This is a genomic window from Paenibacillus barengoltzii G22, assembly GCF_000403375.2.
In the GTDB taxonomy this organism is placed as follows: Bacteria; Bacillota; Bacilli; order Paenibacillales; family Paenibacillaceae; genus Fontibacillus; species Fontibacillus barengoltzii.
The window spans coordinates 218949-232824 of sequence record NZ_KE159653.1; the positions used below are offsets into that span (position 1 = coordinate 218949).

At 50.7% G+C, this 13876-nt stretch carries 17 protein-coding genes; all 17 read right to left on the minus strand.

Translation table 11 applies throughout. The annotated features are described in order from the left end of the window. Positions 1–144: 144 nt before the first annotated feature. On the minus strand, positions 145–942 hold the full coding sequence (locus C812_RS09310; RefSeq protein ID WP_016312412.1) for a phosphatidate cytidylyltransferase: 798 nt from the start codon (positions 940–942) through the stop codon (positions 145–147). Positions 943–961: 19 nt separating this feature from the next. Beyond that, positions 962–1729 carry an isoprenyl transferase gene (locus C812_RS09315; protein WP_016312413.1) on the minus strand — a complete coding sequence of 256 codons (768 nt, stop codon included), beginning with the start codon at positions 1727–1729 and terminating at the stop codon, positions 962–964. 71 nt (positions 1730–1800) lie between these two features. Further along, positions 1801–2355, minus strand: coding sequence for a ribosome recycling factor (frr, locus tag C812_RS09320; protein ID WP_016312414.1), 555 nt, complete (start codon positions 2353–2355; stop codon positions 1801–1803). Continuing rightward, positions 2355–3083, minus strand: a complete 729-nt coding sequence (gene pyrH, locus C812_RS09325) for a UMP kinase (protein WP_016312415.1) — start codon at positions 3081–3083, stop codon at positions 2355–2357. Before pyrH ends, frr begins: the two co-directional genes overlap by 1 nt. 94 nt (positions 3084–3177) lie before the next feature. Next, entirely contained in the window at positions 3178–3828 is a 651-nt protein-coding gene (tsf, locus tag C812_RS09330) for a translation elongation factor Ts (RefSeq protein WP_016312416.1), read from the minus strand. Positions 3829–4027: 199 nt separating this feature from the next. Further along, on the minus strand, positions 4028–4726 hold the full coding sequence (gene rpsB / locus C812_RS09335; protein ID WP_016312417.1) for a 30S ribosomal protein S2: 699 nt from the start codon (positions 4724–4726) through the stop codon (positions 4028–4030). A gap of 219 nt (positions 4727–4945) precedes the next feature. Continuing rightward, positions 4946–5563 (minus strand): MltG/YceG/YrrL family protein, encoded by a 618-nt coding sequence (locus C812_RS09340; protein WP_016312418.1) that lies wholly within the window; start codon positions 5561–5563, stop codon positions 4946–4948. Next, positions 5560–6177, minus strand: coding sequence for an OmpH family outer membrane protein (locus C812_RS09345; RefSeq protein WP_016312419.1), 618 nt, complete (start codon positions 6175–6177; stop codon positions 5560–5562). The genes C812_RS09340 and C812_RS09345 overlap by 4 nt, the downstream gene beginning before the upstream one ends. 35 nt (positions 6178–6212) lie before the next feature. After that, positions 6213–6536: a hypothetical protein gene (locus C812_RS09350; RefSeq protein ID WP_016312420.1), complete on the minus strand. Its 324-nt coding sequence runs from the start codon at positions 6534–6536 to the stop codon at positions 6213–6215. Positions 6537–6601: 65 nt separating this feature from the next. Then, complete coding sequence (locus tag C812_RS09355) at positions 6602–8011, minus strand: DUF342 domain-containing protein (protein WP_016312421.1); 1410 nt, start codon at positions 8009–8011, stop codon at positions 6602–6604. Positions 8012–8052: 41 nt separating this feature from the next. Continuing rightward, positions 8053–8841 carry a FliA/WhiG family RNA polymerase sigma factor gene (locus C812_RS09360; RefSeq protein ID WP_016312422.1) on the minus strand — a complete coding sequence of 263 codons (789 nt, stop codon included), beginning with the start codon at positions 8839–8841 and terminating at the stop codon, positions 8053–8055. Positions 8842–8856: 15 nt separating this feature from the next. Beyond that, on the minus strand, positions 8857–9279 hold the full coding sequence (locus tag C812_RS09365; RefSeq protein ID WP_016312423.1) for a hypothetical protein: 423 nt from the start codon (positions 9277–9279) through the stop codon (positions 8857–8859). 2 nt (positions 9280–9281) lie between these two features. Continuing rightward, positions 9282–9779, minus strand: coding sequence for a chemotaxis protein CheD (locus C812_RS09370; protein ID WP_016312424.1), 498 nt, complete (start codon positions 9777–9779; stop codon positions 9282–9284). After that, a complete protein-coding gene (locus tag C812_RS09375) occupies positions 9769–10398 on the minus strand; it encodes a chemotaxis protein CheC (RefSeq protein WP_016312425.1) in 630 nt (209 codons plus the stop codon). The genes C812_RS09370 and C812_RS09375 overlap by 11 nt, the downstream gene beginning before the upstream one ends. 4 nt (positions 10399–10402) lie before the next feature. Further along, a complete protein-coding gene (locus C812_RS09380; RefSeq protein WP_016312426.1) occupies positions 10403–10864 on the minus strand; it encodes a chemotaxis protein CheW in 462 nt (153 codons plus the stop codon). A 33-nt stretch (positions 10865–10897) separates the two neighbouring features. Next, positions 10898–12982 (minus strand): chemotaxis protein CheA, encoded by a 2085-nt coding sequence (locus tag C812_RS09385; RefSeq protein ID WP_016312427.1) that lies wholly within the window; start codon positions 12980–12982, stop codon positions 10898–10900. Positions 12983–13055: 73 nt separating this feature from the next. After that, positions 13056–13876: CheB methylesterase domain-containing protein (locus C812_RS22820; protein WP_016312428.1), on the minus strand; the 821-nt coding region annotated here is incomplete at its 5' end.

Genomic DNA, 13876 nt, shown 5'->3' on the forward strand with positions numbered 1-13876 from the left:
GTTGGATGAAGCCAGGGACTGAGCAGCGCAGCGTAGCTGGAAGCTACGTGAGCAGCGGAAGGCCCGGCTGAGTTCAAGATTCGACGCCGAACCCACGTCCATGAATCCGCTCCGTGATGGGAAGCCGATTTTAAATCCACCTTATTAAGGGAGAAGGGTTAGGATATGTATGAACGGAAACACCGTAACCCAACTATCGCACCGGTCCAAAATTCCGCCGTGCCCCGGCAACAAATTGCCGGAATCCTTGATGCCATATACACGCTTGTAAGCCGATTGGATCAAGTCGCCAAATTGGCCGACAACTGCCGCAGATATCCCGATCAGGACGGCTCGTCCAATCGTAAGCAACCCGCCGGAAGCGAGCGCAAAGATCACCGCAACGATGACCGCCAGCAAAACGCCGCCCAGCGCCCCTTCAACGGTTTTATTCGGACTGATCGCAGGCCAGAGCTTATTCTTCCCAAACCGCCGTCCAGCAAAATAAGCCCCTGCATCACTGCTCCAGATCGACGCGAGCATCAGAAATGTCCAGAATAAGCCGTGACCGTCGGATGTATTGCGTGTTTCTGCAATCGCCGCAAATCCAATGCCGACGTAAACCATCCCAAGATAGAGCAAGGCGATTTGACTGATTGGGATCTCGTTCTTACTGATCACGGTTACCGCAAGGAAGAGCAGCATAAATAACCACAGCACCGCCATATCGCTCAGCGGTCGGTCGATCTCAAGCAGCCGCCACGGAAACGTAAGATAAACCACGCCTAAATAACCCAGGATAGCCGTGCCCTGGAATGCCGGGATGCGCGTCATACGAACGAATTCGTAATATCCAATGAGCGCCATAAGCATAATGAGTACATGATAGAGAGTTCCGCCAAGCCAGCACATTCCGAGGAAAAAGCCGCCGGCAATGATCCCCGTTATCAAACGCTGTTTCACCAGTCTACACCTTCCATCGCTAGGTTAATCCGCCGTACCGCCGCGTGCGGCGTTGATACTCCGCCACCGCTTGAACCAAATGCTCCTTGCTGAAATCCGGCCACAGGATATCCGTGAACCAAAGCTCACTATACGCCGTTTGCCATAACATAAAGTTACTTAACCGCAGCTCTCCGCTCGTACGAATCAGCAAATCCGGATCAGGCAACCCGGCGGATAACAGCCGAGATTCAATCGTCTCTGGCGTAATGTCCTCCACCGACAGTTCCCCGGATTGCACAGCCTTCGCAATCCCCTTGACGCTTTCCGTAATCTCGCGACGGCTGCCGTAATTTAAAGCAAAATTCAAGATCAAGCCGGTATTGTGCTTTGTCCGCTCAATAGCTTCCTCCATTGCCGCAATCGTATGCGCGGGCAGCTCATCCGTATGTCCCATCATGCGAACCTGGACGTTCTTTTCAACCAATTCATCCAGCTCGATCGCCAGAAACTCCTGCGGAAGCGACATCAAATAGTCCACTTCATCCTTCGGCCGTTTCCAATTTTCCGTTGAGAAAGCATACAACGTCAAAATGGAAATGCCAAGTTCGTCAGCAGCGATCGTTGCCCGCTTTACAGCTTTCATCCCCGATCGATGGCCGACGATTCGCGGCATACCAAGCCTGCGCGCCCATCTTCCGTTCCCGTCCATAATAATCGCAACATGTTTCGGGATATTGTCCGGGGACAGGCTGACGGATGCCCCAGGATTTTTCTTTTTCCGCCAAGGTTGAAATAACTTGATCATTCCTTTTCCTCCAGCCGATGATGAAAAAGAGACAAAACCCCACCGTAATAGGAGGGGCAGCTTTTTGTCTCTTAGACTTCCATGATCTCTTTTTCTTTCGCAGCGAGGACCTTATCCACTTCCGCGATAAATTTATCTGTCGTTTTCTGAATGTCTTCTTGATGGCGACGCGATTCATCCTCAGAAATGTCGGTTTTCTCCAGCTTCTTGATGTCGTCGTTCGCATCGCGGCGAATGTTGCGGATCGCCACTTTCGCTTCCTCACCGAATTTCTTCGTCATCTTCACAAGTTCGACCCGACGTTCTTCCGTCAAGGCAGGAATCGTCAAGCGAATAGACGAACCATCATTTGCAGGCGTTAATCCGAGATCGGATTTTTGAATCGCCCGCTCAATTTCCGATAGCGACGATTTGTCCCAAGGCTGGATCAGCAACGTCCGGGAATCCGGCGTGTTGATATTGGCCAACTGGTTGATTGGCGTCGGCGAACCGTAATAATCAACCTGAATGCGATCAAGCAGCGAAGGCGTAGCTCTACCGGCGCGCAGCGTCGAAAGATCTCTTCTCAGCGCCTGAATCGCTTTCTCCATGCGTTCTTCGGCATGTTTCTTAATCGTTTGCGGCATTAATCTACACTCCCTTTGACGATCGTCCCGATTTTTTCACCGAGAACGACGCGTTTAATGTTCCCTTGTTCGGTAATCGCAAAAACAATCAACGGAATATCATTGTCCATGCACAGCGAGGACGCCGTAGAATCCATGACACCAAGGTTCTTGTTCAGCACATCCAAATACGTGAGAGATTCGTACTTCACCGCGTTTGGATCTACAAACGGATCTGCGGAGTAAACGCCATCCACCTTGTTCTTCGCCATCAGGATGACTTCCGCCTCAATTTCAGCTGCGCGCAGCGCTGCAGTAGTATCCGTGGAAAAGAACGGATTACCCGTACCCGCCGCGAAAATCACAACCCGCCCCTTCTCCAAGTGACGAATCGCCCGGCGCCGGATATAAGGCTCGGCAATTTGCTGCATCGCAATCGAGGTTTGCACCCGAGTTGGCACATCGATTTGCTCAAGTGCGTCCTGCAGGGCCAGGGAATTCATTACGGTCGCGAGCATTCCCATGTAATCCGCCGTTGCGCGATCGATCCCTTTGGCACTCCCGGCAATCCCGCGCCAGATGTTGCCGCCGCCACATACGATGGCAACCTGTACGCCTAACTCGACGACTTCCTTCACCTGTTGGGCAATGGATGCGATCGTATCAGCGTCGATCCCGTAACCGTTTTGACCGGCTAATGACTCCCCGCTAACCTTTAAGACAACACGTTTAAACACTGGCTGTTCCAAATGTATACCTCCACATTGAACTCTTTCGCGAGTTAAAAAAGAAGGAACACGGCGTGTTCCAACTTTCCTTCACATGTATGTGAGATCGTTTTGCTTACTTGTTCACTTGGGACATAACTTCTTCTACGAAGTTGTCCACTTTCTTTTCCAGACCTTCGCCCAGTTCGTAGCGAACAAAACGACGGATGGAGATGTTTTCACCGATCGTGCTGATTTTTTCTTTCAGCAATTGCTCAATCGTTTTGTCTGGGTCTTTAACGAAAGCTTGTTCCATCAAGCAGAACTCTTCGTAGTATTTGCCGATGCGGCCTTCAACCATTTTTTCAACGATTTTTTCAGGTTTGCCTTCGTTCAGCGCTTGAGCTTTCAGAATTTCCTTCTCTTTCTCGATTTCCTCTTGTGGAACTTCTTCACGACGAACGTAGCGAGGGCTCATCGCAGCGATATGCATTGCAACGTCGCGTGCAAATTCTTTGAACTGTTCGTTCTTCGCAACGAAGTCTGTTTCTGTGTTGATCTCAACCAGAACGCCGATACGGCCGCCTGCATGGATATAAGATTCAACAACGCCTTCTGTCGCGATCCGGCCAGCTTTATTCGCTGCAGCAGCCAGACCTTTTTCACGCAAGAGTTCAACAGCTTTCGTCATATCGCCGTTGGCTTCTTCCAACGCCTTTTTGCAGTCCAGCATTCCCGCGCCGGTTTTTTCACGTAGTTCTTTGACCGATTTTGCATCAACAGCCATGTTTAATTCCCTCCATATCGATATATCGGGGATATCCCCTGTAACTGTGTAGGCATAAAACCATCTGCAGATGGAATAAGATCGTACTGCAGAAGCTTCCATCCCGTCCATTTCCTTTAAAAAAAGGGTAGTGAGAGGTTTGACACCTACCAACCACCCTTTTCATTTAATTTATCGATTTAGCGTATGGCCAAAGCCATTAAGCCGTCGTTTGTTCGCCTTGATGAGCTTCGATCACGGCATCCGCCATTTTACCCGTCAACAGTTTTACAGCGCGGATCGCGTCGTCGTTACCCGGAATGACGTAGTCGATTTCGTCCGGATCGCAGTTCGTGTCGACGATACCTACAATTGGGATACCCAATTTGCGAGCTTCGGCAACTGCGATACGTTCTTTGCGAGGATCGATTACGAACAGAGCGCTTGGCAAGCTCTTCATGTTCTTGATCCCGCCCAGGAATTTCTCAAGACGTTCTTTCTCTTTGCGAAGAATGATAACTTCTTTCTTCGGCAGAACCGTGAAAGTACCGTCTTCTTCCCAAGTTTCAAGTTGTTTCAAACGTTCGATCCGTTTTTGAATCGTTTGGAAGTTCGTCAGCGTACCGCCCAACCAACGTTGGTTAATGTAGAATTGACCAGCACGTTCAGCTTCTTCTTTAACAGAATCTTGAGCTTGCTTCTTCGTGCCTACGAACAGAATGGTGCCATTCTCTTCAGCAATGCTTTTTACGAAGTTATAAGCTTCTTCCACTTTCTTGACCGTTTTTTGCAGGTCAATGATGTAAATACCGTTTCTTTCGGTGAAGATATAACGATCCATTTTCGGGTTCCAGCGACGAGTCTGGTGACCGAAGTGAACACCTGCTTCAAGCAGTTGTTTCATGGAGATTACTGCCATCTTCACGCACCTCCTAGTTTGGTTTTTTTGATGCTTCCTCCGCAGGATTCATTTCCCGCTAAGACTCCCTCAATCGCGAGCACCCTTAGCGAAATCATCCTGCGTGCGTTATAACACCGTCAATTAATATACCATAACTAAAATAGGGATGCAACCAAAGTTTGACGCAAAATGACAGCAACATAAAAAGGCGCCTGAGGCGCCTTTTTATACATCTATTTATTTGCTTCCGGAAGCCTTTATGGAGATTTTTGAAATAATCGAATCATAACTTTCGCCAACTTGAAAAGTATAGGTGCCTGCGCGAACCTTGCGGTTGATTTTCTTATTGATTGCGGTTTTCAGGAACGCATCTTGATCCTCAATTACCCCGGCTTGCTCCAGGCCTTGAGCTACGCCTTCCAGCGTTGTCCCAGCCACAATCTTGTATTTCACTGTCGCTGGTTGTGGCGGGTTTGGAGCAGCAAGCTCGTTCGTTCCTCCGGCATTGGGATCAGAAGATACCGATCCTTCCCCTGCTTCTGGAGCGTCAGGAGCCTTCGGAGACGCAGGTGCATCTGGCTGATTAGGATCCGCCGGTGTTGCATCATCGTTCTCACCCTCATTCCCAGCCGAATCCAATGATTGCCCGGAACGCTCCAACCACTCCTCTTCCGTTAACAATTCCTGATCCGCCTCCACGACCTTCAAACCGGCCAGCACGGCAGCGCGTTCGATTTCCTCCTTCGATTGGAGATCATTTTTGCTGCCTTGTCCAATCAGCATAAGCTGCAGCAGTAAAGCCCCGGCGATGAGTCCGCACCCCAAACCAAGCATAAACTGGCGGTTTTTCATCATCGGGCCTCCTCCTTCTTGGCCAACTGCAGGATCAGCTGAACCTCCCCACGTTGTAAGCCCGTCGCTTTGGCGATCATATCGATCGACTTCCCTTTGTCATACAACTCGAACAGTTCGGGATAACGATCCCGAACCAGATCTTGTTGCGGCAACTCCGGTTCATCCGGTTCTGGAGCTGGTTCTGCAGACAAATGATCGGACTCCGTAGCAACCGCAGCCTCAAGTTGAGGTTGGATAACTAGCGGGGCATCCACAAGCTTTGAGGATGCAGCATGAATCGGCTTCTCCTTCAAAGCTTGTTCCACAAGTTCAAGCCGTGCTTCCGTTTGCTTGGCGTAAGCTTCTGCATCCCCCAAACGTTGACGCAACTCGGCAATCTGCTCCTGCTGAGCTAACTGTTTGGAGGTTAAATCCTGCTTCATCTTCGCAACCATATCAATTAATTCTTGGTTTTCATTTTCGATTTCCGCCATGTACTGCTCCAAAGTGGCCTCCAGCTCCCTGGCCATTTCCGCTTTGGGTGCCGATGCTTGGCGTCCTGGCAACAGCAGGGCATAGACAAGCGCCGCTGCCCCAAGCAACACAATGTAAAACCAAGGCTCTCCAAATGACAATCTAATCCTCACCCTTTGCGTTCATGTGGTCTCCTTTATAAAGACAAGTCGATATGCTTGCCCTTATAAGGATGTTCCGCCTTATGATGTCCTTGTCCTTGCTCGTCCGGCTTGTCCTGGGAGCTGCCGTGTTCCTGCTCCGATGTGAAAGAACCTTTCCCTTCGCGCTTTACCGTCGTATTATGAGCACTCTCATCAACGTTAGCGCTGCGCCGGCGCTCAATTTCGCTATCCTTTAACCCTTGAAGCGATAACAGACTTTGGTCATGAAGAGGCCTTTGCTGCTGATCATGTTGTACACGCCCCGCCTCGCTTGTCCGAGGGACTGCGATTTGCATTTCCACGGGTTTCATATTCATGGGATCACCTCATGATTCAACGAAGGGAATGGATAAATCGAAAAAGCTTCCTTGGCATACCAAGTCTAGATGAGAGGAGACATAGAAATATCCCCTTCGCTAAAATAGAAAGTCATTCGCGAAATGGGCTCCTTAATGTACTTGGTATATCGTCCAATGACGATTTTGGAACCGCCGTATATCATTTTAAGGACTTCAGCCCGGGCTTTCCCCGTATCCTCAAGTGCCTTCTCGATCGTCAGAATGCGTTCCTTCATCAGGTTCAGTTCCTGGGTGTTCGATTTCTTGGTCATATTCAGCTTCGCACGCATCTCGAGCTTGTCCTGCGGCAATTTACCCATGGAAGCCAGCTGATCAAGCAGCGTAAGCGCCTTCTCCGTCTTGTCCAAGTTGGCCAACTGGTCCTTGACCTGCTGCCGAAGTTCCAGCAGTTCATTCCGTAATTCAGGTAATGCACCAACTTCGATTGAGGTTAATGTCGACATCGGATTCCCAATAACTCGGGCAACCACTTTCTCCCCAGCTTGAATGTTCCCGCCAACGATCAATCCCTTAGCTCCGTTACAAATAACATCCTGACCAGCACTAATGTTGGAGTGCATAATACTTTGCGACACGATGACGTCTTTTCCCGCATGGACATTACCATCTTGGATAAACGAGCTTTTTACGTTTTGCCCCGCCTTAATCAGGCCTTTATTATATCCGATGATACCTCCGGAGATTTCGATAGAACCGTCTGCAATCAACTCGGCTCCCTCTACTCCGCCTATGACGCGAATATCCCCGGCAGCACTGATGCGAAAGCCTGTCAGCACATTCCCGCGGACAACAACCGTTCCAACGAAATCGATATTTCCAACACCGTAATCGACGTCTCCGTTAATCTCGTAAACCGGGAACACATTAAGCTTCCCCTTTTCCGTTCGCGTCACCAGACCGTCGATGGCGGCATACATTGCGGTCTGTTCCGCATTTAACACAACGTTCTTGCCCACTTTAAATCGTGCTTCTTTACCTTCTCGGCAGGGGATCGCTTCACCCGTTACCGCCGTTCCAGGGCGTCCTGGAACTGGGGGTACCAACTCAGCGATCAGTTGTCCTTTACGGATGTTATTAAGCCGCGTCACATCCTTCAAATCAACTTTGCCGTCTTCCGTTTCAACCGGCCGATGCTGATTCTCCTCGTCGATGGAGATGGCATAGCGGATAAACCCGTTTTCCCCATGAACCGGCTCTTGTCCCATTGCGATCGGCGTTTTGCTAAAGAAGTATTCCTTAGGATTGGCTGCAAATCGCTTGACGATATCCTCCTGAACCCCATACTTAATGCCTTCGCTCCGTAGGAAGTGAAGCAGCTCATCCGGGGTACATGAAAAATTATCTTCTTTCTTCAGAAATTGCAGATAGGCTACAGTCTTATCATCGTTTAACGTCACGCTCAAGATCTGTTTTAAATTATCCAAAAGCTCCACGAAGCCGTCCCCCTCATCATTCACTCGCTTAAAATAACTCGTCAGTCTTCAGCCAGCAACAGATCGCGTTGCTTCTCCAAACTGCCCCGAAGGCGCAAAATCGCCTTAGAGTGTAATTGCGAAATCCGCGAGGGTGACAAAGACATGACCTCGGCGATTTCGCTCAAGGATAAATCCTCATAATAGAGTAGGGAGACTACTGTACGTTCCTTCTCGGTCAACTTCTCAATCCCTTTCGCAAGGGATTCACGAAGATAGAACTCCCTAACCTTATAATCCGGGTTTTTTGCCTTTTCGTCAACGAGTAAAGTAAGACGAGTCTCCGATTCTTCTTCGCGGATAGGATCCTCCAGCGAGCATAGGGTCATTACGGCAACTTCCTGAAGCATACTTTGAAATTCCTTCTCGCTTACATTGAGATAGGAACTCATCTCAGCGTCAGTGACGGAGCGGAGATATTGCTGCTCTAAATGTTGATAACCTTCTTCGATTTTCTTGGCTTTCTCTCTCACGGATCGGGGAACCCAGTCCCCTTGCCGCAGGCCGTCCAAAATCGCCCCCCGTACCCGCCAAGATGCATAGGTTTCGAACTGAAGTCCCCGTTTGTAGTCAAACTTTTCGACCGCATCGATCAATCCCATAACACCGTTGCTGGCGAGATCGTCCTTGGATACGTTTTTGGGCAAACCGACAGCGAGACGTCCTGAAACGTAGTCGACAATGGGCAGATATTTCTCGATAAGTTGTTTCTTGGCCTCTAAATCACCGTGCTCTTTCCAACTTTCCCAAAGGTCGGCATGATTTAGAGTGGATGTCTTCCGCTCGTTCAACTGCCTTCACCCTCCTTATTGTTCTGTCAGGTGACGAACGACCTTAACCAGCTCTTCAGGATCTTTGCCGTCAGGTGTCTTCACTAATTTTGGCGGATTTAGCGGCGCAAATTGCTTCTCCACATCCGAAGCAGCCGGAGTTGGCTTTAACAGATCATTGAGCTGCTCGCTTTCGTCCGGCGTCAGCAAGTCGAGATTCGTGCCCTTGCCCTCTTCGGACGCTGGGTCAGCCTCCAGAGCAGGAGTATAATCCCCTGGCATTTCCTTCAGGAACCCCAACATCCAGTTGGCCGCAAACGCCAACAGAAACCAAACGGCAAACGAAATAAGCCCTCGTACAAAGCTGGTCATGAATAAATTGTTTCCTGCCGAAACGGCAAACGTAATTAGAAAACCGATAAAGCCCGACAACAAGTAATATCTCAATTTTCCTGGCATGGCTACAATTCCTTTATCCCCATTTGTACACTTCGCACATATAAGATCCCTGTCATGCTGTCCAGTTCAATCGTTCGGCCGTAATTGCCGCCCGTATCCTCTGCAAGCAATGGAATGCCGAGCTCAGACAGCTGCTCTTTACAGGACTCCACATTACGTGGACCAATCCTCATCGTGTCACTACTGCCGGCAAAGGTAAACATTTGCGATCCGCCAGCCATCTTGGCAACCAGTCGGCTTGGCGCTGCGCCAAGGTCCAGCAGCTTCCGGTAGAGTGCCGGAATGGCTGTATCTGCATACTTGGCGATATTTAACGCCCCTTCCCGGGCGATGTCCGAGGAAGGCAACATCACATGCGCAAGACCGGCAATTTTAAGCTGCGGGTCGTATAAGGTTAATCCTACACAGGAGCCTAGGCCGGTTGTCCGTATCAATCCCTGCTGAGTAATGACATTCAACTCGGCCATGCCTACCTTGACGACATACTGCTCATCGATCATGATCAATTGGTACTCCAAGTGCTGCAAAGATTTTGGCGAATGAATCCGGATCCGGAATGAGGAAGAACTGACCTTCGACCTCATCTTGACCTTCAATAAATTTCGTGTCGATCAGCAGGGCGGAATCCCCCATTTCACCAAATTGCAGGAGTCCGTAACTCAAGATCGCACCCGCCATATCTAGAGCTAAAGCAGGTACAGTAGGCGACATTTGCAAGGAGGTGAAATCGGCCAGCGAGGATAAATACGAGCCGGCTAAAATATTACCGATTTCCGATAACGCCGACCATTCCATCTCAGAGAAGGTTTCACCATTATCCACCGTGATGCCGGCCAAGCGAGTCAGAAGCTTCTTCGCAGCTTCCGGGCTTAGGATGAAGAACAAATTGCCCGGCGCATCGCCTTCTACTCGGAAGAATACAGCCAGCACCAAGTTCTCCGCGCCGCCGACACGATCCGCAATCGCTTCAAACGGGAGCATTTGGACCATCGGAACGGCCATATCGATCGGCTTGTCCAGCAGCTTGGACAAAGCCGTAGCGGCATTTCCCGCCCCGATATTGCCGACCTCCTTCAAAATATCGATTTTGAAGTCTTCGAACCCTCTGAACAAATCCACGGTATTAGCCCTCTAAGCTTTCTAATTGAATAATTTCCTTCCGGCTGAGCACTTCCGACAAATTCAACATCACCAACAGCCGATCCTCGGAAATCCGAGCTACCCCATGCAGATATTTCGCTTTGATACCGCCAACAACATCCGGCGGCGAGTCGATCAAGTCGGTATTCAGGTCGATCACATCATTAGCAGAGTCAACGATGAAACCAACCTCCATTTCATTAGCCGAGACAATAATGATCCGGGTTTGATCCGTGTATTCCGTCTCCGGCAATCCAAAGCGGCCGCGCAAATCGATCACCGGAATGACGACGCCGCGCAGATTAATCACGCCTTTAACAAATGAATAGGTCTTCGGAACGCGCGTGATCGGCATCATGCGTTCGATCGTTTGGACTTTGTCCACGTCGATCCCGTATTCTTCATGCCCCAACTTAAATACGATAACTTTTAATTCCTCTCCCATGTGGAAACCCTCCCTTAGAGTGTATAACTGACCTTATTTAATGAAGGCGTTTGGATCGATGATGAGCGCTACCTGACCATCCCCCAAGATCGTTGCACCGGCAACCCCTTGAATCGAAGGCAGATATTTGCCCAGGTTCTTAATGACAATTTCGCTTTGGCCAATGAAATCTTCAATCGCTAGGGCAGCTAGCCGATCGCCTTTGCGGATCACGACGATTTCCGTTTCCTCTTCATCGCTCTCAGAGAAGCCCGGAATGTCAAACAGCTTCGCAAGCGACATGTAAGGAATATGGGTATCGCGATAAGCTACCATCGTATAACCGTGGACTTCTCGAATCTGGTCGCGCCGGATTAAGCCGGTTTCGACGATGGAGGATAATGGAATCGCATATTTTTCTTCCCCAACCTTAATGAGCATCGCCGAAATAATCGACAAAGTCAGTGGAAGCTGTACGGAAAATTTCGTGCCGACACCCAGCTTCGATTCCACCGAAACGACGCCGCTTAAGGATTCGATTTTGGATTTGACGACGTCAAGTCCAACCCCGCGTCCAGAAATATCGGAGATGACCTCGGCTGTACTAAAGCCCGGAGCGAACAAGAGCATGTACACCTGCTCGTCCGTCATCGAGGCAGCTTCGCTCTCCTTGACGATGCCGTTCTTAAGCGCTCTTTGCAGAACCTTATTACGGTCAATGCCGTGTCCGTCATCTTCGATTTCAATAAACACATGGTTGCCGCTGTGGAAAGCCCGCAGCTGAATTGTCCCGGTTTCCGGTTTGCCTGCAGCAATCCGTTCAGCCGTAGATTCTACCCCATGGTCGACGGCATTCCGAAGCAAATGCACGAGTGGATCTCCAATTTCGTCGATGACCGTGCGATCCAGTTCGGTTTCGGCCCCTACGATGTTCAGATCGATTTTCTTGTCGAGCGATTTCGCCAGGTCGCGAACCATCCGCGGGAAGCGGTTGAACACGGTATCGACCGGAACCATCCGCAGCTTCAACACGATGTTCTGCAAGTCGCTGCCGACACGGCTCATATGCTCAACGGTTTCCGTTAAGTCGCTTCGTTTGACTTCGGTAGCCAGCTGCTCCAAGCGAGCACGGTCAATCAACAATTCGCTGAGCAGATTCATGAGCACGTCCAGCCGGTCGATATCTACCCGGATCGTACGGGCAGGAGCGGAGGCTCCTCCAGCTGGGCGAGCATTTGCTTTTGCTTCAGGTGCTGCAGCTGGTTTAGCTGGAGCCGATTGAGCTTGGGTCTGAGCTGGAGCAGGAGCTGGCGCTGCAGCTTCGGCTGCCGCAGCTGCCTCCTTCGAACCGGCATTCAGTTGTGCCAAAGTTTCATGATCCAGCGCTGCAACTTGTGCTGTATCGATTTCCGACAGATTCATAATCATGCTTTGAATCTCGGCGGGATCTTTTTGAGTTATGTAATAAAGGGAAAAGCTTCGATCAAATTTCTCTTGCTCGATATCCTGTACAGATGGCGAGGACTTCACGATTTCCCCGAATCGTTCCAGGAGATCAAAGACGAGGTAGGCGCGTGCTGCTTTCAGTTGACAATCCTCCCGGATCGCCACTTCAATGTGCAACACTTTATGTCCTTCCGTGATGGACTGCTCCAAGACGGAATATTGATATTGATCCAGTTGGATGGCCGATGCACTGTTCGCCGCGGATCCAGCTGCTGCCGGCTTGCTTGCCGCCGCGCTTCCGCCTTCCGCAAAATCCCCGCGTACGATGGACTGCAGCGCGTCAACGATTTCGCTGACGTCCGCTTTCCCTTCGCCGCCTTGGGTAATGTCCTGCACCATCATTTGCAGCGCATCCAAGCTCTTAAACAGAGTGTCGAAGATAAACTCCTGCATTTTCAGCTTCTCGTTCCGGACGAGGTCCAGCACGTTCTCCATCTGGTGCGTGAGCGAAGACAAATCCTCGAACCCCATCGTCGCTGCCATCCCCTTCAGCGTATGCGCCGATCGGAAGATGACTTGAACGATGCTGATGTCCTCAGGGTTGTTTTCCAGCTCCAACATTTTTTCGTTTAATGATTGCAAATGATCGTTCGACTCATCGATAAACATGGATAAATACTGATTCATGTCCATGGTGAGGCACCTCCTCCAAGAGATTCCGTTAATAACTCATTTTCGTGGTGAGCTAAAAAAGGGGTTAGGATCTTTACAAGCTGGCTTTTTTAGCTACTTCTTGTACAAGCTTAGGGCCAATCTCGTATAGCGGTAATACATGGCTGACGCATTTCAGTTCGATTGCCGAGCGCGGCATACCGAATACGACGCACGTCTCTTCGCTCTCGGCAATGGTGGAAGTCACGCCAGCGTCATAAAGCCGCTTCATGACTTTCGCCCCGTCGCTGCCCATCCCCGTTAGCAGTACAACATGACGTTTCAGTGCTTGCAGCGGGAGCAGCGATTCATACAAGACGTCCACCGAAGGTCGATGTCCGTTACAAGGCTTGTCGGTCGTCAAATGGACGCGATAACCGCCTGTCGGACTTGGTACGACATTCATATGGAAACCTCCCGGAGCAATGTATGCCGTCCCACTTTGCAGCTCCTGGCCTTGCTCTGCCTCAACGACGTTGAGTTCGCATAAGCTGTTTAACCGCTGAGCGAGCGACTTGGTAAAGTTTGGCGGCATATGCTGCACGATGACGATTGGCGCCGGAAAGTCCCCGGGGATTTTCTCCAAGACGGCTTTGAGCGCCTTGGGCCCCCCGGTTGAAGTACCGATCGCAACGAGATCGGTGAACTCCCCCGCAGGGCGTCCGGAACGGGGACGCCCTCTGCTGGCATCGCCGCTCGTCTTCTCCCGAGCGGCGGCCACTTCCGCCGCCGGCTCATGCCTTGGCGGCGATGCGGGCTTGGCCGGCGGGGCGGCATGTGCTGTGCCGCCGCCAAGCCCAGGCGCGGGCCGCGCTGCAGGCCGCGCGCGCTCCGCCGGCGCCTTCGCCGGGCGCCGGCCCTGGCCGTCCCGGCCGC

Bases quoted from the DNA above. Each gene is read 5' to 3' on its own strand.
- frr (WP_016312414.1), bottom strand. From the start codon at position 2,355: ATGCCGCAAACGATTAAGAAACATGCCGAAGAACGCATGGAGAAAGCG.
- C812_RS09350 (WP_016312420.1), bottom strand. From the start codon at position 6,536: ATGAATATGAAACCCGTGGAAATGCAAATCGCAGTCCCTCGGACAAGC.
- C812_RS09385 (WP_016312427.1), bottom strand. From the start codon at position 12,982: ATGGACATGAATCAGTATTTATCCATGTTTATCGATGAGTCGAACGAT.
- C812_RS09340 (WP_016312418.1), bottom strand. From the start codon at position 5,563: ATGATGAAAAACCGCCAGTTTATGCTTGGTTTGGGGTGCGGACTCATC.
- C812_RS09365 (WP_016312423.1), bottom strand. From the start codon at position 9,279: ATGCCAGGAAAATTGAGATATTACTTGTTGTCGGGCTTTATCGGTTTT.
- tsf (WP_016312416.1), bottom strand. From the start codon at position 3,828: ATGGCTGTTGATGCAAAATCGGTCAAAGAACTACGTGAAAAAACCGGC.
- C812_RS09315 (WP_016312413.1), bottom strand. From the start codon at position 1,729: ATGATCAAGTTATTTCAACCTTGGCGGAAAAAGAAAAATCCTGGGGCA.
- C812_RS09370 (WP_016312424.1), bottom strand. From the start codon at position 9,779: ATGATCGATGAGCAGTATGTCGTCAAGGTAGGCATGGCCGAGTTGAAT.
- C812_RS09380 (WP_016312426.1), bottom strand. From the start codon at position 10,864: ATGGGAGAGGAATTAAAAGTTATCGTATTTAAGTTGGGGCATGAAGAA.
- rpsB (WP_016312417.1), bottom strand. From the start codon at position 4,726: ATGGCAGTAATCTCCATGAAACAACTGCTTGAAGCAGGTGTTCACTTC.